The following is an 18,767-nucleotide window of genomic DNA, read 5'->3' as shown; positions in this document are numbered from 1 at the left end:
ATCAACGACGGCCGGCTACAAGTGGTCGGCTTTCATCGATAAGGTTAGGGGTGCTGCTATGGACGATACTAAGACACAGGCTCAGCTGGCGACTTGGCTCGCAGCCGCTAAAATCTCTAAGGACGCGCTGATAGGCTGCTTGCAAACGGGCAGCGAGACGCTTTGGCTGAACCCCAAGCGCAAGCCGTTCGCCGATGTGCGTAATCAACTGCCACTGAGTTATGCCGATATTGAAGATGCTGTGGCTCGCCTGGAACGCTTCGCCGCCTTCTTCGCAGTGGCCTTTCCAGAAACGGCAGAGCAGGGCGGCATTATCGAATCCCCGTTGGTGCGGGCCGATCGAGCCGCTGTGCAGCTTTCTTCCTGGCTGAAGGCTGCCAAGCCGGAACACCTGCTTATCAAGTGTGACAGCGAGCTGCCTATATCGGGCTCGATCAAGGCACGTGGAGGCTTTTATGAAGTGCTGCTGCATGCCGAACAGCTGGCACTGGAGCAGGGCTTGCTGCAGGGGCAGGAGAGCTACGCTTGCTTTGCAACGCCGCCGTTTCGCGAGTTGTTCTCGCACCATTCAATCATGGTCGGCTCTACCGGCAACCTGGGGCTGAGCATCGGTATTATCAGCGCCAAGCTGGGCTTCGATGTGACGGTGCACATGTCAGCCGACGCCAGGCAATGGAAGAAAGCGCTGCTGCGAGACCTGGGCGTGACGGTGGTCGAGCACCAGTCCGATTATAGCGTCGCTGTAACCCAGGGCCGCGAGGAGGCTAGCAGCATGCCGCGCTGCCACTTCATCGACGATGAGGACTCGACGGCGCTGTTTCTGGGGTATGCAGTGGCGGCTCTGCGCTTGAAGACACAATTGCAAGACCTGCGGATCAAGGTCGATGCGCAGCACCCCCTCGTCGTCTACCTGCCATGTGGTGTCGGTGGTGGGCCTGGTGGTATTGCGTTCGGCTTGAAGCATGTGTTCGGCGACGCGGTGCAGTGCTTCTTTGCCGAGCCCACACACTCGCCCTGCATGCTGCTAGGTATGCACAGTGGTCTGCACAACGTGATCAGCGTGCAGGACATTGGGCTGGATAACCTGACATGCGCCGACGGCCTGGCCGTGGGACGCTCCTCTGCCTTCGTCGGGCGTATGATGGAGCCACTCCTTGACGGTATCTACACCGTCACGGATGAGCACTTGTACGCTATGGTTGCGCTTATTCGCGATAGCGAAGGCTTGGCCCTGGAGCCTTCCGCAGTTGCCGGTGCCCCCGGCTTTTCCCACCTGCACCGCGCACAATCCGAGCTGAGCCCAGCTCTCGCAGATACCCGTCTGCTACGCGATGCAACCCACGTCATCTGGGCCACCGGCGGCAGCATGGTGCCTGCCGAGGAGATGGATAACTATTACCGGAAAGGCCGGTCGCTTTTATGAGGCGGGTGATACATAGAGCCAATTGCGGCAGTCGATCTTGCTGGTTCCGTTGCTGACTGCCCTGCCTGCCTTGGAGCATCACCCATCAGCCCAGTAGCAACACGCTGAGCATTCCCAGCGCCAAGGCGATCAGGAACAACCCCGAGAGCCGCTCCAGAGCAGGCAGTGCGCGCTGGAAACGGCTCAGCAGGCGCCCGTTACCGATTGCCAGCGCCACCAGCAGATCCCAACCGAGCACCACGGCAAACATCCATAGCCCGTAGAACAGCTTCCAGCCGGCACTGCTGTGCGAGCTGCCGAGCATGCTCGCCAGGCTGACGTAGAACAGCGCGTTCTTGGGGTTGAGGATGCCGGACAGAAAACCCATGCCGGTGGCCTGTAGCCAGGTGAGTTGCCTGGCTGGCACGACCCCGCCCGAGGCCTGCAGCACGCTGCTGCCGGCGTGGCGGATGAACAATGCGCCGAGGTAGAGCAGATACAGGCAGCCGATCAGTTGCAGGGCGATGAAGGGCACGCTGCCCGGCTGCAGGATCGACACGCCGGTAAACGCCGCGACGATGAACAGGCCATTGGCCAACGCGATACCCAGGCAGGCGCCGCTGGCGACTCGCCAGCCAACGGACAGCGAGGTGCGGGCGATCAGAAAGAAATCCGGGCCGGGGGAAAGCAGCGCCAGGAAGTGGGCGGCGGCAATGATCAGGAACTGCTGCATGACGGGCATCGCTTCTCGAGAAAAGATGCCCGGCAGTCTGTCGATGCGCGGTGGTGGCTGTATTGAAGAAAATCGTCGGCCGTGCATCCTGTTCGGATGACGGCCGAGGTGGTTTATCTCACCAGCGGAAGTTCACCGATGTCACCCGTTGGCGCTCGTCGCCATGGGCGTGACAGGGCTCAGGCCACCACCGGGATCAACGGGTCGGCCGCGGCCAGTGCGGTTTCGCGGACGGCTGCCGGTGGGTAGATCCATTGCGTGTTGATCTGGGTCTTGAGCTGTTTGCCCTCGGCACCGGTCAGCACCACCTTGCGCTCCCAGCCTTCAGTGAACAGCGCGCCCCATTCGCCGAGATCCAGGCAGGTGACGTACTTGGGCTGGCTGTAGGCGATGGGGTCGATACCGAGCAGATCGGCCGCGGCGTTATTGCCTGCCGAGCGGCCCAGGGCGATGGCATGCTGGCAGGTCATCAGGGCGTGGTTGCCTTTGTCGTCGGTTGCCGCGAAAGCGGTATCACCGGCGGCATACAGGTTTTGCAGCCCTGTGATCCTCAGGTGTCGATCGACATGCAGGCGGCCCTGGGCATCACGCTTGGCGGGCAACTGTCCGGTCAGCGGCGAGGCCTGTACGCCGACCGTCCAGATGACCGTGAGGGCGTCGATGCGCTCGCCGCTCGCAAGGGTGATACCGCCTGCGTCCACCGCGCTGACCGAGCTGCCCAGGCGCCAGGTGACGCCCTGCTGGGCGCAGGCTTCGGCGACTATCGGGGCGACCTGCTCTCCCAGGCTGGCACCGATCTGCGCGCCGCGGTCGACCACGATGACGCGAATGTCGGCCTCGCTGCCGAGAATCGTCCGCAGGCGTGCCGGCAGCTCGGTCGCAGTTTCGATCCCGGTGAAACCACCGCCCGCGATCACCACTGTATTTCGTGCCGGGCTGTCTGGCAGGTCACGCAAACCGTGGAGGTGACGTTCCAGAGCCACGGCCTGCTCCAGGCTGTCGACATCGAAGGAGTGTTCGACGTCGCTCAAGGACGGGCGGATCACCTGGCTGCCGCTAGCCAGGATCAGACGGCTATAGCTCAGCTCGCTTTCGGTGTGCCGTTCATCTCGATAGGTCAGGGTTTGCCCGACGCTGTCGATCCCGGTGACCCAGCCCTGCACGAAGCGGATTCCGACCACGGCGAACAGCTCATCCAGCGTGGTGCTCATCCGCGCCACATCCGCCTCGTAGAAGCGAGGGCGTACGTGCAACTGTGCCTTGGGAGCAATCACGCAGACTTCGATATCGTCACGTGTCTGCAGGTCGAGCAGGCGCGCCGCGCTCAGGGCGCTCCACAGACCGGCGAAGCCGGTGCCGACGACCAGAATTCGTTGTTTCATCAGCGGTTCCTCGAAAACGATGACCCTGGCCACGAATTGCGGCGCAGGAGGGCGATACGCCATGGGGCGTGATCGGTGACGAGATGATTCTCTGCTTGAATTGGATCAGCGTATTGATCCATAAAGCAGCAAGTGAATTGATCCAAGTGAGGGTGTATGGCTGGCAAGAATCAGGGGCCGTTGGTGGTATCTCTCCCGCTCGGTGCACCGCAGCCGGGCGAGAGCCTGCAGCGCTGGCTGTATGCATCGCTGCGTGAGGCGATTCTCAGCAACCGCCTGCCATCGGGCAGCCTGCTGCCCAGTACGCGTTCGCTGGCCGAGCACTACGGCTTGGCCCGCGGCACGGTGCAGGCGGCTTACCAGCAACTGCAGTCCGAGGGCTATCTGGATACCGACAGCGGCTATGGCACGCGGGTCTGCGCCGTGCTGCCGGATGCCACCCTGAACGCCGGCTATGTAAGACGGCGCATCACCCCGCCGGCAGAGCAGCAGCGCGAGGCACCGGATACCCTATGGGTGAAGCGTCTGGCAGCTGAGAAACCGATCTTCATGACGGGTGGTGTACAGCCTGGCTTGCGGCCGTTCTTTCCCCATCGTGGCGACGTGCTGGCGTTCCCCATCGACCTGTGGCGCAAACTGCATGCCGGACACCTGCGCTCGTCCCGGCTACTCGACATGCTGGATGCCGACCCGGCGGGCCTGCCGGCACTGCGTAGCGCTATCGCCCAGTATCTGTCGATTGCCCGCGGCGTGCAGGTCGGCGCCGAACGCATCGTCATTCTCGGCAGCGTTCAGCAGGCGCTGGATCTGACCCTCCGGCTGGTGGTCGCGCCCGGCGAGAAGGTATGGATGGAAGATCCAGGCTACCCTGGCGCGCGGCAGTTGATGAAGGCCAGCGGCGTGGAGCTGGTCGATGTCCCGGTCGACCGCGAAGGCATGCAGGTCGAGCAGGCCGTGCGCCTGGCACCGAATGCACGCATGGCGTATGTCACCCCATCGCATCAGGCGCCACTCGGCGGTGAATTGTCACCGGCGCGGCGTCTGGCGTTGCTGCGTTGGGCCAGCGAGAACGGCAGCTACATCTTCGAAGACGATTACGACAGCGAATACCGCTTCGTCGCCAAACCCATCCCGGCGCTGCGCAGCATGGCCAATACCGAGGCTCAGGTGATTCTCGCCGGCACCTTCAGCAAGCTACTGTTTCCGTCGCTGCGCATCGCGTACGTGGTGCTGCCGCCGCAGTTGCTGGAAAGCTTCACCCGACTGGTTTCGCTGACCGCGCGGCACGCCAACAGCCTGGCCCAGGCGGTGTTGGCCGACTTTATCGCCGAGGGGCATTTCGACCGTCACCTGCGGCGTATGCGCAAGCTTTACGCCGCCCGTGCCGAGGCCTTCGCCCATGCGGCCGAGCGGCACTGGCAAGGGCTGCTCGAGGTGCCGCCGATACGCGCCGGGCTGGATGTGGTATGTCGTCTGCAAGCGTGCGATGAGCTCGATGCCCTGGCGTGTCTGGCCACGCAGGGCATCGATGTGATGCCCTTGCAGCGCTACTGCGTGAAGCCTCAGGCGCCCGGCCTGATAATGGGCTTCGCACCTTATGACGAAGACTCCATCGAGCGCGGCGCCAGGGATGTGGCGCGGATCCTGAAAGGCGGTTGAGCCGTTGCCTCAGGAGCCCGCCAGCTCGACCAGCAGCCCCGGGCTGAGCAACTGTGGCAAGATCTCCGGTTCGGCAACGCCGGGGCGATACCAGAGGTAGAGAGGGACACCGGAGCGGCCGTGTTCCTCCAGGAAGGCGGTGATATGCGGATCGCCTCGTGTCCAGTCTCCGATCATCACGATCGCACCCGCGTCGGCGAGGGCCTGGCGGGTTTCCTCGCGGTCGATGGCCGCTTTTTCATTGAGCTTGCAGGTCACGCACCAATCAGCGGTGAAGTACACGAACAGTGGGTCTGGCCCATTGCGCAAAGTCTCCAGGCGCTGTTCGTCGAAGGCTTCGGTTGCCACGCTGCTTTCGCCTCTCGATGTTTGCCGCTCTGGTGCTTCGGCCAGGCTGAGGCAGCCTGCCAGAGCGAGTGCCGCGGCCAGGCCGGCCGGCAGCCAGGGCGCCTTGCTGGCGCGGCGCTGGCGCAGGCCGGTCATCCAAAGACCGAGGGCCAGGAGCATGGCGGCGGCAATGCCGAGTACCAGGCTGTTGGCTGAAACCTGCTGCGCCAGCACCCAGAGCAACGCCAGTACCGTCAGGAACATAGGCACCGCCAATACCCTGCGTACCGTCTCCATCCAGGGGCCAGGTTTGGGCAGACACCGACGCAGGCGTGCGGAGAATCCGAGCAGCAGGAAGGGCAGGGTGATGCCCAGCCCCAGCCCGGCGAAAATCAGCAAGGCCGATAGCGTCGGCAGTATCAGCGCAGCGCCCAGCGCCGTGGCCATGAAAGGCCCACTGCAGGGCGTGGCGACGAAGGCTGCCAGTGCGCCTGTCCAGAAGGCGCCGCGGCGACCGCCACTGGATGCCAGTCGATCTCCCACGCTTACCGAGCCCAGTTCGAACAGGCCGGCGAGGTTGAAGGCGATGGCGGTGGTGAGCAGCAGGAGCAGGGCTATCACCCTGGGATCCTGCAACTGGAAGGCCCAGCCTATCTGAGTGCCGGCTGCACGTAGCAGCAGGATCAACGCTCCGAGCGCCAGGCACACCAGCATGACCCCGGCGGTGTAGGCCAGGGCTTCGCTACGGGCGTCTTCAGCCCGACCGTTGGCGCGGGTGATGCTGAGCACCTTGAGGCTCAGAATCGGGAAAACGCAGGGCATGATGTTGAGCAGCAGGCCGCCGAGAATTGCACCAGCCACCGCGAGCAGCGTGGTCGTCAGCGCCGTGCGGCTATTGGGAGCTGACGCCTGCGGCGGGATGGCGGCGGATCCGGACTGGATCTCCAGTCCGCTACCGTCGCCCAGGGCCAGGACGCCGCGGAAGGTGGCGGGTGCCTCGTCGCCTGCCTCGGTCTCGATGATCAGCAGGTCGCCGTTCCGGCTGAATTGTTGTGGCGCTGCGTTTTTCAGCGCTCCGGGGCTGGCCGAGAACAGATGCGCCTCGCCGATGTCCAGATCGGCAGGCACTGGCACCTGCAGACGAAAACGACCGTTCTCTATCTGCAAACTGGCGAGCGAACCCAGGGGGCGCGGCAGCGCTCTGCGCCAGTCGGCAAAGCGTGTGGTCAGCGCAGCATCCGGGCGACCATCACCAACCATGAGGTCTATGGACAAGGTGGCGCGTTCTGGTACGCAGGCATCGTAACGGCAGGCCAGGTATTGCATCTGCAGGCCGATCTTCAGCAGCGTGCCGGGTGCCATATCTGCAGGCACCTCAAGGGGAACCAGCACGGCATAGGGCTGTTCGTAGACATGATTCATCAGGCCATCGAGCAGCAGGGTCTCGGGTACCGGGTAGGCGGCTTCTCCCACCGTAATACCAGCAGGCAGCTGCCAGTCGAGGGTCGGTGCCAAGCCGACATCGCCGGGTTGTTTCCAGTAGCCGTGCCAGTCGCCCTGGGGCTCCATCAGCACGGCCAGGGTGGTGTGTTTTCCGGGGGCCGGGTTGGGGCTTTCGGCCATCAGCGAAGAGGCGATCAGCACCTCGTCGTAATCGGGCATCTGTTGTGCGGCCGCCTGCATGCAGGCGGCCAGGGTCAGCAGCAGGACGATAATCCTGATCATGGGCAGGTCTCTGTCGCGGGGCGGTCAGCGCGCGCTCAGTTCGTGCAACGCTTCTTTCAGTTGCGTGTCCTGCGGGCCGAGGATGCGCTTCACGCGGCCCTGGCGGTCGAGCAGTACCACGCTGGGGATGTCACGAATGGCGAAGGCCCGGAACAGCGCATCGCTCTCGTCGAGCGCCAGCGGCAGGTTCGGTTTGGATGTGTCGGCGTATTCCTGCAAATCCTCGCGTGAGACCCACAGGCCGGAGGAAACGCCCAGCCATTCGACGTCGCTGCTGGCAGTCAGCTCGTCGACCGTTTCGCGTACCCGCTTGCACGCCTGCGACGTTTGCGGACGGCTCTGTTCCAGATAAGACTCGCACCAGGGAGCGAAGAACACCAGAGCGCGTGGTTTGCCTGCCGGTTCGTCGAGGTTGATCAGGTGTTGATCCAGGGTGGTGGCCTGGAGGCCTTGCACCTTATCGCCGACCTTGAACGTGGTTATCGCTTCAGCGCTGCCAGTATCGGCGGTTTTTTCGGCCGCCTCGTTTTTCAACAGGTCTGCCAGCGCGGCATGCAGAGGAGCATCGTCGAGGTGGCCGATATAGGCGATGCGCCCGTCGCGGCCAATCAGCACATGCATCGGCGTGACCCGCAGATTGAGGGCGGCAGCCAGGCTGCCATCGTCGACCACCACCGGCATGCTGAGGCCCAGCTCCTTGCGGTAGGCGCGTATGGACTCGGCGTCATCGCTGAAACCGGTGTTGACCGCAATCACCTCAATCTGCTCGCCAAGGCTCTGCTCGATGGCTTCGAACCCGGGCATCTGCTGACGGCAGGGTACGCACCAGGTCGCCCAGAATTTAAGGTACACCGGCTTCTTGCCGTACAACTGAGCCAGATCGATGCGTTCGCCGTCGATGCTGGTCAGTACGGCGTTGGGGGCGGGTTTGCCGACCAGCTCGGCGCCGGCACTCCGGGCACGACGCTCACCTTCGTCGACCACTTGTTGATCGGCATATGAGCATTGAGCGACCGCCGTCAGCAGGAGCGCTGCCAGCAGGGTTGTGAGTGGGGATCGTTGCACCTGTATCTCCTTGTATTCCATGTGCCTGGTGGGATATCGAGCGCCTGAGTGCGGCTCGACCCGCTAAAAAGGGGCTTCATCCTTGTGCAAAGGAACGGTGCTGGAAAGATCCAAGAATGGCTTTTTTCACTGTGCCATTCGCTTCGGGCGGATCGTTTCGTCGCGAGAGAGGGGAGACGAACCTGGGCGTTGCACCCCGTACAGCATGACCCATGCAACTCGTAAACCGTAGGGCGTATTAGCCGTAGGCGTAATCCGCCGCAAGAAAGCGGCATCACCGCGCTCAAACGGCAGAGCGCTCCGCACGAAGGTGAGGCGTTCTGGCCTATCGCGGATACAGGCGGTTTGCGGTAAACGACGGATTACGCTTCGCTAATCCATCCTACTACTGGAACCGTAGGATGGATGGCAACCCATCGAAGGTTGCCACCCATCCACGAACTGCCACGCTTTTGTAGAAACCGCGCCCCCGCGGCGATTGTCGGTCACGCCGCAGATTCTGGCTGCGTCGGTCGGCGGGCCTTTCATACGTTCTCCAGAAACCACCCGCAACACTCGGCAGCGGGTGGTTTGGCGGTCATCACTTGCGACGCCATTGCCCTTGCTGCTGGATGTACTGGCCGCTCGGGGTCTTGTCGATGGCTTTCTGCCCGGCGATGGTTTCCACGTCGCTGAGCTGGATGCCGTTCTGCTGGGCGAGCTTCTGATACTCGGCGCGGCGGGCCGCGTTGATCAGCTTGGCGATCTCGTCGGCCTGGCCGCCGGATTTGACCACGCCGAGGTAGCCGCTGGGCATCTCGCCGAGCTGGCCGCTGGCCTTGGCATCACCCAGGGCGGACATCGCCTCGTTGAGGCTGAGGGCGTGGGCTGGCAGGCTCAGGCTGAGTAGCAGCAACAGACCGGCGAAGGGTTTGATCAGACTCATGTAGGTTTTCCTCAGAACAGTCCGCTGGATTCACTGAACATGCTGTCCAGCGCCTTATCCACCTTGATATAGATCTCGTGCTCGATCTTCACATTCAGATTGATGTTGATCGGCTCGTTGGGCATCGCCAGTTGTACCGTCGGGGTACAGGCTACGCTCAGTAGCCCCAGCAGCAGGGCGGTGATGCAACTACGCAAGCGCATGGCGCTTCTCCTCGTCAAGGCTCCTTGGGTGCGGTGTTGCGTTGCAACATTCGCTGTTGCACGCGCCGCGTGATGATCTCGTTGACCCGATCCGTCAGTTGCAGGCTGGCGAGCAGATTGGGGATGTCCTCCTCCAGGTTGATGTTGAAGTGAATCGGCCGGCCATTCTCGATGGCCGGGTTCTGACCTTCCAGGCGCATGACCAGGCGCAGTTTACCGTGCTGATCATAGTCGACAGAGCTGTTCAGGGTGGTGAAGTTGAAGTCTTCCAGGGACTGTGTAACCAGTTGCATCGCCGGGTTGCTGCGGCCCAGGGCCTTGATCTTCTCCGAACTGAACTGCAGGCGCCCGCCGGGTTTGCGTGCGGCGATATGGCCTTGCTCCACCTCGATACCGTTCTGGCCTCGGTGTACGGGCAGATCCCCATCCAGGGTGCCACTACCGGCCAGGCCTTCAGCCGGGTAGAGGGTGAAAAGCTGCTGGAGTTCCAGGCCGCGAATCTGGATTGGAAACAACTGATTGCTGGCGGCGAGATCCCATTGCCCTGGCGTGAGGATGACGCGCCCACCCATGAGATCGGTCTGTGCCAGGTTCAACTGCAACTGGCCCTTGTCCGCGCTGGCCAGCGTCGCGCTGTAGCGGCCGCGCACTTGTACGGGGCCGATGGGCAGGCCGGGGTTGGCCTGCTGCAGATGCAGTTCCTCTATGCTCAGGTCGAAGCGCTGGCGCGCCAGCTTGAACTGCAGGCGGGTGTCCAGGCCGCTCAGTTCGGAGCGGTCATAAATACCGCCGAGGCCCTTGCCGGTGAGGGTCAGGTCAACGTTTGGGGCGCTGCTGTCAGCGGCCAGCGCCAGGCTTGCAGTAGCGTTCAGGCGCCCGCTATTGAGGTCGAGCAATTCCGGCCATTGCACCAGGGTTTTTGCCAGTGGGTTGCCGGAGCGCATGAACAGTTCACCGAGGGTCGCCTTGAGCTGCAGGTTGTGCGCCGTATCGAGGCGGGCGTCGAGGTCGAGTTGCAGGTCGCTGTCGTTGCTCAGCTTGCCGCGCAAGGTGCCGGCCAGATCCGCTGCCGCTACCTGGCTCTGCAAGCGCCAGCCCTGCGGCTTGAGATTGGCCTGCTCCAGGCGCGTGGTGCTCAGGTTCAGCGGGCCCTTGAACTGCCAGTGCTGCAGAGCGCCGTCCTGCAATTGCAGGTTCAGGGCGCTGCCGCCGAGACTGACCTGCAGCTTTTGTGCGCTCAGGTCGGCGCTTTTCAGCGTTGCCGCTTGAACCTGCGAGCCCTGGCCAATGTTCAGCTCGACCCCATTGCCATCGGCATGGCCGGCCAGCTTGAGGTCGCTGGTCAGTTCGCCGGCTTGCCAGCCAGCCTGGTTCGCCTTGGCGGTGCGCGTGGTGAGGCGCGTGTCGGCGAACTGCAGGGCCCAGGGGGCTGAGCTTGCCAGCGCCAGGCGGCCCTGCAAGTCCAAGCGGGTAGCGCCACGCAGTGCCAGCGTCAGCTTCAGTGGCAGGCTGCGCTCGGCCAGTTCGGCGCGCAGGCCGCCGAGCACCGTATCGGCCTGCACCTGTACGCGCAGGGATTCGCCGCGTAATTCCGCTGGCAGAGCGTTCAGCCAGTCAGCGCTCGGTTCTGTCAGTTGCAGGTCAGCCTCGACGCGCCTGGCGATCCATTGCTGCCCGTCATTGTGCGCTGCCAGTGCCAACTGGCCCTGCAACTGTCCGAGGCCGGGAAATGGCCAGGGCTGCGGCAGGTTGCCTTGCACATCGAACTGGCCGCTGGCGGCCAGCAGGTTGTCCACATCGATTGCGCGGCGTGGCAGGTTCAACTGCCATGAGCCCTCCAGGCCAACCTCTCCTGGGGCCTGAGGCCACTGCGTGCCGTCTGGCACCGTCCAGGCGCTCAGCCAGTTCTGCAGGGCCGCCGCTTGAGTCAGTTGCGTCGCGTCGAGCTGACCACTCCAGGCCAGGCCATCGCCAACTTGCGCGAGGCTGCTTTTCACGGTCAGTTGCGGCTGCTGATCGACAGCCAGGGTCAGTTGCAGGTCGAGTGCCTCGCTCTGCGGCTGTAGAGCGAGCGAGCCACTCAAGACCTGTGCCTGGTGATCGACATTCAACTGCAGCGTGATGTGGTCATCCTCACCGCGCAGCAGGCTCAGGTCACCTGTGGCGGTGCATTGCCCGCGGGCGCAGGGCAGGGTGGCGTCGAGGTCGCGAACCTTCAGGCTGCGTGGCAGCAAGGCGAGCGGCGCAGCCAATTGCTGCAGGTCGAGATCGGCCGATGGAGTGGGCGGCGCTACGTCATTGTCTGTCGGTAGCCAGGTAATCGTCAGGCGGTCGATATCCAGGTGCTGCCAGAACGGCAGGCTCAAGCCGAAGTCGCGCCAGGCCAGTTGCAGATCCTGGCTGTGCATATCCAGGGTGCCAGCGCTGCTGCGCTGTCGCAGCTCCAGGTTCTTGACCAGCAGGCCAGCGCTGGAGAGCGAAACGCCATGCCAATCGAGTTTTTCGACGCCATTGCGCTGCAGCAGGTAGCGGCCACCGAGATAAAGGGCAGCGATGGACACCACGAGCAGCGTGAAAACAACAAACAGTCGCAGCCTGGTGCGGCGGCTGAGCATGGGCGTCATCCATCGGCGGGTGGATTGGCGACGGTAACCCGAAGCAGCACGACCTGCCAAACCTGGTTTCGCGGGTGGCTCGCTCAGAGTTTTATGTCAGCAAGGTGACATGGGCTTTATTGGTGCAGGGGCCAAACCCTCCGTCTATCAGGGCGTAGAGCCGATAACGCCTGGCTGGTGCCCTGCAAAAGGGCGTTGCAGCGGGTCTGCCGGCGGACTTGTGCACAATCGCGATGTAGCTTGTCAAGCAGCTTATTGGCGCTTGCACAAATCCTCCGATTATCGTAGGGGTGTTTTTAAGTACATGAAAAATATGGATTTTTTTGATGTGGCCAAAAAATAACCAGTTTGACTCAGGAGCCCACGCCATCGGCGTTGGGGAGCATTTCTCCCACGATACACACAAAGTTATCCACAGCTTCTGTGGATTGTCACAAGCAGGCCAGCAGGGAGTAGGGCGGGGTTTACCTGTGAATAAAAAAGAGTAGAGTGGCGCGCCTGTTCCGTAGCCCCGCTTTACTCCATATGCCCCGCGCTCTATCCCATCCCAAACTTCATATGCTTCCCGTGCGTGCCCAGGTACCTGTTCGCGTTGCCGCCTGGTTGTTGGACAGCCCGCGTCTGGGGCATGCACCCAGCGTAAAACGCATTGCCGGTCGCCTGCTCAAGCAACCTGCACGTCAGGGGGTGGTTCAGGCGCAGAGCCGTCTCGGCCAGATGCTCTGCCGCGACTGTGGCAATACCCGCGATCGTCGTATCGGCGTGGAGCTGCTGCGCCAGGCCGCACGAGCCGGTGACGGCGCCGCTCAGTTGGAGCTGGGCCGTCTCTATTGCCAGCCGCGCACCCTCGAGCCGCAGCTAGCCAGGCACTGGCTCGAGCTGGCGGCGTTGCAGGGCGTCGAGGAGGCCAGAGACTTGCTGCGTCGTCTGTAGCCTTCGTAGGCGCGTCCGCGCGGGTATACTGCCTGGCAGTCTCGCCTGGATGTTCGTATGCCCTTCGATCTCGCTTCGCTGCTGCCGGCCTTTCTGATCGGCGCTCTGCTCTCTGCCATTCCTTTATTGCTGCGAACCGTCGCCTTGTCGCGGCAGGCCGAGGAGATGCGTCTGCAATCCGGTCTGGCGCAGGAGCGGATGAATGCGGCGCAACTGGCCCAGGCGGGCTTGAGTGCGCAACTGGACAATTGCCGCGACGAACTGGCCGAGATCATCGAGATCAAGGCTGACCAGCAGGCCGAGCTGGCCGCGCTGCGCCGGGAAACCCATCTGCTGCAAAACGACCTGCAACTGGCCCGCGAGCAGATCAAGGGCGGGCAGGCGTTGCGTGATCAGCAGGAAGCCGAGCTGCGTCGTCTGGACACCGAGCGAGCCGGGCTGGCCGCCGAACTGCATGAGCAGCAGGAGCACCATCAGCAGCGCCTCGACGATCTGCAAGGCGCCCGCGATGCCTTGCGGGCGCAGTTCGCCGAGCTGGCAGGCAAGATCTTCGACGAGCGCGAGCAGCGTTTCTCGGAAACCAGTCAGCAGCGCCTCGGCCAGTTGCTCGATCCGCTCAAGGAGCGCATTCAATCCTTCGAGAAGCGCGTCGAGGAAAGCTATCAGCAGGAGGCGCGCGAGCGCTTTTCCCTGGGCAAGGAGTTGGAACGCCTGCAGGGGCTCAATCAGCGCCTGAGCGAGGAAGCGATGAATCTGACCCAGGCGCTCAAGGGCCAGAAAACCCAGGGCAACTGGGGCGAGCTGGTGCTCGAACGGGTGCTGGAGCACGCCGGCCTGCAAAAGGGCCGCGAGTACCACACCCAGGTCAGCCTCAAGAGTGCCGACGGTGAACGCTTCCAGCCGGATGTGCTGATCCAGTTGCCGGGCGAGAAGCAGGTGGTGGTCGACGCCAAGGTCAGCCTCACTGCCTATCAGCAGTGCGTGGCCGCCACCGATGATGCGACGCGGCAACTCGCCCTGAAGCAGCACGTGCTGTCCCTGCGCAGCCATCTCAAGGGGCTGTCACTCAAGGATTACCAGCATCTCGACGGGTTGCACAGCCTGGACTTCGTGCTGCTTTTCGTGCCCATCGAGGCCGCGTTCGCAGCCGCTTTGCAGGCCGATCCGGGCCTGTTCCAGGAGGCTTTCGACCAGCACATCGTGATCGTCAGCCCGACCACGTTGCTGGCTACGTTGCGGGTGATCGACAGCCTCTGGCGTCAGGAGCGGCAAAGCCAGAATGCCCGGGAGATCGCCGAGCGGGCGGGCGCGCTTTACGACAAGTTCGTGGCCTTCATCCAGGATCTGGACGAGGTGGGCATGCGCCTGCAGCAACTCGACAAGGCGTATGCCGGTGCCCGCAACAAGCTGGTCGACGGTCGCGGCAACCTGATCAGCCGCGCCGAAAACCTCAAGCTGCTCGGCGCCCGGGCCAGCAAGAGCCTGCCTCCCGAGCTGCTCGAACGAGCCGCTGGCCTGCCACTGGATGACCCTGAGGACGACTGAGTCTGCATCTGACTCTCTCACTGCCAGGGCGATTTCGTTTCCTGGATCCCTGAGGCATCAAGGGCCGCGAAGGGCTGAGCTTCGAGCGGGTCGAGCCACGCCCAAGACACAGAGGCGGCTCAGTCGTCCCGCGTCAGCACTTCCAGCAGTTCGATTTCAAACGTCAGGTTCGAGTTGGGTGTGATGTGCGCACCCATTTGCCGGTCGCCGTAGGCCAGGTGAGCAGGAACGAAAAGGCGACGCTTGCCGCCGACCTTCATGCCCATCAGACCCTGATCCCAGCCCTTGATGACCCGACCCGTACCGATCACGCACTGGAAGGGTTTGCCGCGCGAGTAGGACGAGTCGAACTCGCTGCCGTCCTCCAGCCAGCCGCGATATTGGGTGGTGATCAAGGCGCCTTTGACCGCTTCCTTGCCATCCCCCACCTGCAGGTCTTCTACACGCAGCTCATCACTCATATCGCTTGTCCGTTCATTTTCGAGGGCCTGCGTTTTCGCAAGAAACGGGGCGCCTGGCAAGACCCTCTTCGTTCACTGCAGCGGCAGGTGGCGGCTGATCAGCGCGCGCAAGGCGGCTGGCTTCACCGGTTTGGGCAGGAAATCCAGGCCCGCGGCATGCACCTGGGCGATCAGCTCGGGGCGGCCGTCGGCGCTGATCACCACACCGGGTACCGGTTCACCCAGGCGTGTGCGCAACCAGGCCATCAGTTCGGTGCCGGTGTCGCCCTCGTTGAGGTGATAGTCGACCAGCGCCAGGTGCGGGCGTACTTCGTCGTTGAGCAGTTGCTCGCACTCGGCGCGGTTGCGCGCAGACCAGACCTGGCAGCCCCAGCGCGACAGCAGGCTGTGCATGCCGGTGAGGATGCTTTCTTCGTTGTCGATGCACAACACCTGGGTGCCGGTCAGCAATTGGCCGTTGCCTTCGGGCCGTGGGCGCTGAACCGTGGGCACCTGGCTGCGGGCGATCGGCACGGTGACGCTGAACACACTGCCTTTGCCCGGCCAGGAACGCACCTCCAGGCTGTGATCGAGTACCCGGCACAGCCCGTCGGCGATGGCCAGACCCAGACCCAGACCTTTTTCGGCGCGGGTCTGGTGGCTGTCCAGGCGTTTGAATTCCTCGAAGATGGTCTTGCGCTTGTCCTCGGGAATACCCGGCCCGCGATCCCATACTTCCAGGCGCAGGTACCCGCCCTGGCGGCGTACGCCCAGCAGCACGCGGCCCTTGGCGTAGCGGAAGGCATTGGTGAGGAAATTCTGCAGCACACGGCGCAGCAGCTTGATGTCGCTGTCCACCCGCAGCTTGCTGCCACGCAGATGCAGGTCGACGCCATACTCTGCTGCCAGCACCTTGAATTCGGCACCCAGGGTATCGAACAGGCTGTTGAGGGCGAAGGCATTGCGATCCGGGGTGATGCGGCCATTCTCCAGGCGCGAGATGTCGAGCAGATCGCTGATCAGGTCTTCCGCGGAGCGCAGTGAGCTGTCCAGGTGGCGCACCAGCTCCTGGGCTTCGCGCGGCAGCGCGTCTTCCTGGTGGGAGAGGGCGGCGGAGAACAGGCGGGCGGCATTCAGCGGCTGCATCAGGTCGTGGCTGACTGCGGCGAGAAAGCGGGTTTTCGAGGCGTTGGCCGTTTCGGCGACGCCGGTGGCCACGGTCAGTGCCTGGTTCAGTTGCGACAGTTCATGGGTACGCTCGGCAACGCGTTGTTCGAGGCCCTCATTGGCCGCCTTGAGGGCGCGTTCGGCCTCGCGGAATTCGGTGATGTCGGTAAAGCTCATGACGAAGCCACCGCCCGGCATCGGGTTGCCGATCAGCTCGATGACCCGGCCGTTGGGGAACACCCGCTCGTAACTGTGGGCGGTGCCCTGGCGCATCCAGTACAGGCGTTTGGCCACGCTTTCCTCTACGTCGGTGTCACCGAGCATGCCGCGCTCGGCGTTGAAGCGGATGATCTCGGCAATCGGCCGACCGACGCAGATCAGCCCTTCCGGGTACTGGAAAATTTCCAGGTAGCGATGGTTCCAGGCCACCAGGCTCAGGGACTGGTCGACCACGCTGATGCCTTGGGTGATGTTCTCGATGGCGCCTTGCAGCAGGGCTCGGTTGAACTGCAGCACTTCGCTGGCTTCGCCGACGATGCGCACCACGTCCTCGACCTGCATGTCGCGGCCTTCGATGGCTGCCTTGACTACCGCCCGGGTCGAAGAAGCACCGAGCACGCCGGCCAGCAGGCGTTCGGTGTGGGCGATCCATTCGCTGTTGGCCGGCTGCGCCGAGTTGAAGGCCTTGCCCTGGCGCGCGGCGAAACGGCTGAAGCTGTGCTGCGCGCGTTCCTCACCGACGAAGCGCCCGGCCAGCAACAGCAGGTCGTTGATCTGCACCGCAAGCGCGGTACGGCCGCCCTGTTTGCTGCCGAAGTCGTGGTTGACGAAGCGCCCGGCCTGCCAGTGCTCGGAAACCCGGGTGCGTGAGAAGAACGACACCCAGGCGAACAGCGTCAGGTTGCCGGCCAGCGACAGCACCACGCCCCGGGTCAGGGCATCCACCTCGAAACCCAGTGGGGCGTATAGCAGCGTGCGCAGGCCGGGGAAAATATCCAGCGGCCAGCCGAGGCCGCGGGCCAGCACGGGCAGCACCAGGGTGTAGAACCACAGGGCGGCACCGGTGATCAGGCCGGCGAACACGCCGCGCCGGTTGGCTTGCTTCCACACCAGAGCGCCGAACATGGCAGGTGCCAGTTGGCCGATGGCGGCGAAGGAAATCTGCCCGATGGTCGCCAGGCTGGCATTGGTGCCGAGCAGGCGATAGCAGACATAGGCCAGCAGCAGGATCAGCACGATGCTGACCCGGCGCGCGGTGAGCATCCAGTGGCGGAACGCCTCGAAGGGGCGCTCGGTGCTCTTGCGGTGCAGCAGCCAGGGCAGCAGCATGTCGTTGGAAATCATGGTCGACAGCGCCACCGAGGCGACGATCACCATGCCGGTCGCCGCCGAGGCGCCGCCGATGAAGGCCAGCAGGGCCAGGGCCGGGTGAGCTTCGGCCAGCGGCAGGCTGATCACGAACGAGTCCGGGCTGACGCCTGCGGGCAGCAGCATCTGCCCGGCCAGGGCGATGGGGATGACGAACAGCGCGGCGAGCAGCAGGTACAGCGGGAACACCCAGCGCGCCAGGCGCAGATCCCGCGGCTCGGTGTTCTCCACCACGGTAACGTGAAACTGGCGAGGCAGGCAGACGATGGCGATCATCGCCATGCCGGTCTGCACCAGCATCGCCGGCCAGTTCACCGCCACGGCCCAGTACTCCTCCAACTCCGTGTTGCGTTGCGCCTGGGCGAACAGATCGCCGAAGCCGTTGTACAGGCCGTAGGTGACGAAGGCGCCCACGGCGAAGAAGGCCAGCAGCTTGACCAGCGACTCGAAGGCAATGGCCAGCACCATGCCACGGTGGTGCTCGGTGACGTCGAGGTTGCGGGTGCCGAACAGGATGGTGAACAGCGCCAGGATCACCGAGACGATCAGCGCGGTGTCCTGGGCACGGGTGCCGTCGGCATCGGTTTCCGAGCCGATCAGCAGGTTGACACCCAGGACGATGCCCTTGAGCTGCAGGGCGATGTAGGGCAGTACGCCGACCAGGCAGATCAGCGCGACGACGATGGCCAGCGACTGTGATTTGCCATAGCGGGCAGCGATGAAGTCGGCGATCGAGGTGATGTTTTCCTGCTTGCTGATCAGCACCATCTTCTCGATCACCCAGGGAGCGAACAGCAGAAGCAGCATCGGCCCGAGGTAGATCGGCAGGAACGACCACAACTGCTCGGCGGCCTGGCCGACGGCGCCGAAGAAGGTCCAACTGGTGCAGTACACCGCCAGCGACAGGCTGTAGACCCAGGCACGCACCCTGGGCGGCAGCGGTTTGCGCCGACGGTCACCGTAGAAGGCGATGGCAAACAGAACGGCCATATAGATCAGGGCGACCGCAGCGATAAGCCAGCTGGACAGCGACATGCGTACTCCGGGAAAACCAAGGGGCGAGCGCATCATCGCATGCGCGCCTTTACGTGCTTGTATCGAGACGTAGAAGATAGCGCAGTAGTGTCGCAGCAAAGCACCGCAGCGTCAGTCGCGACCAAGGTCGCACATGTACATGGGGAGTCGTTGCGGCACCCTGTTGCAACCTGTTTTAAGGCAGACAGGCCCTGCGTTCGATGCGAGACTGATGGGCCTTCGCCGCTGTTCGTGGAGAGAATC

The 18,767-nt window shown here is 63.6% G+C and carries 13 protein-coding genes; 4 read left to right on the top strand and 9 right to left on the bottom strand.

Features of this window, described 5'->3' with window-relative positions:
* Window positions 1-58 precede the first annotated feature (58 nt).
* Window positions 59-1,423, top strand: coding sequence for a D-serine ammonia-lyase (locus DNK06_RS03245; protein ID WP_131178598.1), 1,365 nt, complete (start codon window positions 59-61; stop codon window positions 1,421-1,423).
* An 85-nt stretch (window positions 1,424-1,508) separates the two neighbouring features.
* Here DNK06_RS03245 and DNK06_RS03240 read toward each other — a convergent pair whose 3' ends face one another.
* Both DNK06_RS03240 and DNK06_RS03235 read right to left on the bottom strand, forming a co-directional pair.
* A complete protein-coding gene (locus DNK06_RS03240) occupies window positions 1,509-2,135 on the bottom strand; it encodes a LysE family translocator (protein ID WP_131178597.1) in 627 nt (208 codons plus the stop codon).
* A gap of 179 nt (window positions 2,136-2,314) precedes the next feature.
* Complete coding sequence (locus DNK06_RS03235) at window positions 2,315-3,517, bottom strand: NAD(P)/FAD-dependent oxidoreductase (RefSeq protein ID WP_131178596.1); 1,203 nt, start codon at window positions 3,515-3,517, stop codon at window positions 2,315-2,317.
* Between the two features lie 156 nt (window positions 3,518-3,673).
* Between DNK06_RS03235 and pdxR the strand changes: the two genes are divergently transcribed.
* On the top strand, window positions 3,674-5,176 hold the full coding sequence (pdxR, locus tag DNK06_RS03230) for a MocR-like pyridoxine biosynthesis transcription factor PdxR (RefSeq protein ID WP_131178595.1): 1,503 nt from the start codon (window positions 3,674-3,676) through the stop codon (window positions 5,174-5,176).
* A gap of 9 nt (window positions 5,177-5,185) precedes the next feature.
* Here the strand turns inward: pdxR and DNK06_RS03225 are convergent, their stop codons facing one another.
* From DNK06_RS03225 to DNK06_RS03205, 5 genes are all read right to left on the bottom strand, one after another.
* On the bottom strand, window positions 5,186-7,228 hold the full coding sequence (locus tag DNK06_RS03225; RefSeq protein WP_242674631.1) for a protein-disulfide reductase DsbD family protein: 2,043 nt from the start codon (window positions 7,226-7,228) through the stop codon (window positions 5,186-5,188).
* Between the two features lie 24 nt (window positions 7,229-7,252).
* On the bottom strand, window positions 7,253-8,293 hold the full coding sequence (locus DNK06_RS03220; protein ID WP_242674632.1) for a TlpA family protein disulfide reductase: 1,041 nt from the start codon (window positions 8,291-8,293) through the stop codon (window positions 7,253-7,255).
* A gap of 580 nt (window positions 8,294-8,873) precedes the next feature.
* Window positions 8,874-9,218 carry a YdbL family probable chaperone protein gene (locus tag DNK06_RS03215; RefSeq protein WP_131178592.1) on the bottom strand — a complete coding sequence of 115 codons (345 nt, stop codon included), beginning with the start codon at window positions 9,216-9,218 and terminating at the stop codon, window positions 8,874-8,876.
* Window positions 9,219-9,229: 11 nt separating this feature from the next.
* Window positions 9,230-9,421: a YnbE family lipoprotein gene (locus tag DNK06_RS03210; RefSeq protein ID WP_042553186.1), complete on the bottom strand. Its 192-nt coding sequence runs from the start codon at window positions 9,419-9,421 to the stop codon at window positions 9,230-9,232.
* A 14-nt stretch (window positions 9,422-9,435) separates the two neighbouring features.
* Window positions 9,436-12,036 carry an intermembrane phospholipid transport YdbH family protein gene (locus DNK06_RS03205; RefSeq protein ID WP_165493594.1) on the bottom strand — a complete coding sequence of 867 codons (2,601 nt, stop codon included), beginning with the start codon at window positions 12,034-12,036 and terminating at the stop codon, window positions 9,436-9,438.
* Window positions 12,037-12,594: 558 nt separating this feature from the next.
* Between DNK06_RS03205 and DNK06_RS03200 the strand changes: the two genes are divergently transcribed.
* Window positions 12,595-12,969 (top strand): tetratricopeptide repeat protein, encoded by a 375-nt coding sequence (locus DNK06_RS03200; RefSeq protein ID WP_242674633.1) that lies wholly within the window; start codon window positions 12,595-12,597, stop codon window positions 12,967-12,969.
* Between the two features lie 57 nt (window positions 12,970-13,026).
* The gene (locus DNK06_RS03195) at window positions 13,027-14,514 is read left to right on the top strand and encodes a DNA recombination protein RmuC (protein WP_131178589.1); all 1,488 of its coding nucleotides are present in this window, start codon (window positions 13,027-13,029) and stop codon (window positions 14,512-14,514) included.
* A 119-nt stretch (window positions 14,515-14,633) separates the two neighbouring features.
* Here the strand turns inward: DNK06_RS03195 and DNK06_RS03190 are convergent, their stop codons facing one another.
* Both DNK06_RS03190 and DNK06_RS03185 read right to left on the bottom strand, forming a co-directional pair.
* Entirely contained in the window at window positions 14,634-14,975 is a 342-nt protein-coding gene (locus DNK06_RS03190; protein WP_131178588.1) for an FKBP-type peptidyl-prolyl cis-trans isomerase, read from the bottom strand.
* 72 nt (window positions 14,976-15,047) lie between these two features.
* Window positions 15,048-18,524 (bottom strand): hybrid sensor histidine kinase/response regulator, encoded by a 3,477-nt coding sequence (locus DNK06_RS03185; RefSeq protein ID WP_131178587.1) that lies wholly within the window; start codon window positions 18,522-18,524, stop codon window positions 15,048-15,050.
* Window positions 18,525-18,767: the final 243 nt, after the last annotated feature.

It is taken from the genome of Phytopseudomonas daroniae, assembly GCF_004327285.1.
Lineage (GTDB): Bacteria > Pseudomonadota > Gammaproteobacteria > Pseudomonadales > Pseudomonadaceae > Aquipseudomonas > Aquipseudomonas daroniae.
Note: the sequence above shows the minus strand (reverse complement) of the source record. Positions and strands in the feature narration are given on the sequence as shown.

Excerpts from the sequence above, each read along its gene's own strand:
- DNK06_RS03195 (WP_131178589.1), top strand. The coding sequence starts at position 13,027 with ATGCCCTTCGATCTCGCTTCGCTGCTGCCGGCCTTTCTGATCGGCGCT.
- DNK06_RS03240 (WP_131178597.1), bottom strand. The coding sequence starts at position 2,135 with ATGCAGCAGTTCCTGATCATTGCCGCCGCCCACTTCCTGGCGCTGCTT.
- DNK06_RS03215 (WP_131178592.1), bottom strand. The coding sequence starts at position 9,218 with ATGAGTCTGATCAAACCCTTCGCCGGTCTGTTGCTGCTACTCAGCCTG.
- DNK06_RS03245 (WP_131178598.1), top strand. The coding sequence starts at position 59 with ATGGACGATACTAAGACACAGGCTCAGCTGGCGACTTGGCTCGCAGCC.
- pdxR (WP_131178595.1), top strand. The coding sequence starts at position 3,674 with ATGGCTGGCAAGAATCAGGGGCCGTTGGTGGTATCTCTCCCGCTCGGT.
- DNK06_RS03200 (WP_242674633.1), top strand. The coding sequence starts at position 12,595 with ATGCTTCCCGTGCGTGCCCAGGTACCTGTTCGCGTTGCCGCCTGGTTG.
- DNK06_RS03225 (WP_242674631.1), bottom strand. The coding sequence starts at position 7,228 with ATGATCAGGATTATCGTCCTGCTGCTGACCCTGGCCGCCTGCATGCAG.
- DNK06_RS03235 (WP_131178596.1), bottom strand. The coding sequence starts at position 3,517 with ATGAAACAACGAATTCTGGTCGTCGGCACCGGCTTCGCCGGTCTGTGG.
- DNK06_RS03190 (WP_131178588.1), bottom strand. The coding sequence starts at position 14,975 with ATGAGTGATGAGCTGCGTGTAGAAGACCTGCAGGTGGGGGATGGCAAG.
- DNK06_RS03210 (WP_042553186.1), bottom strand. The coding sequence starts at position 9,421 with ATGCGCTTGCGTAGTTGCATCACCGCCCTGCTGCTGGGGCTACTGAGC.
- DNK06_RS03205 (WP_165493594.1), bottom strand. The coding sequence starts at position 12,036 with ATGCTCAGCCGCCGCACCAGGCTGCGACTGTTTGTTGTTTTCACGCTG.
- DNK06_RS03185 (WP_131178587.1), bottom strand. The coding sequence starts at position 18,524 with ATGTCGCTGTCCAGCTGGCTTATCGCTGCGGTCGCCCTGATCTATATG.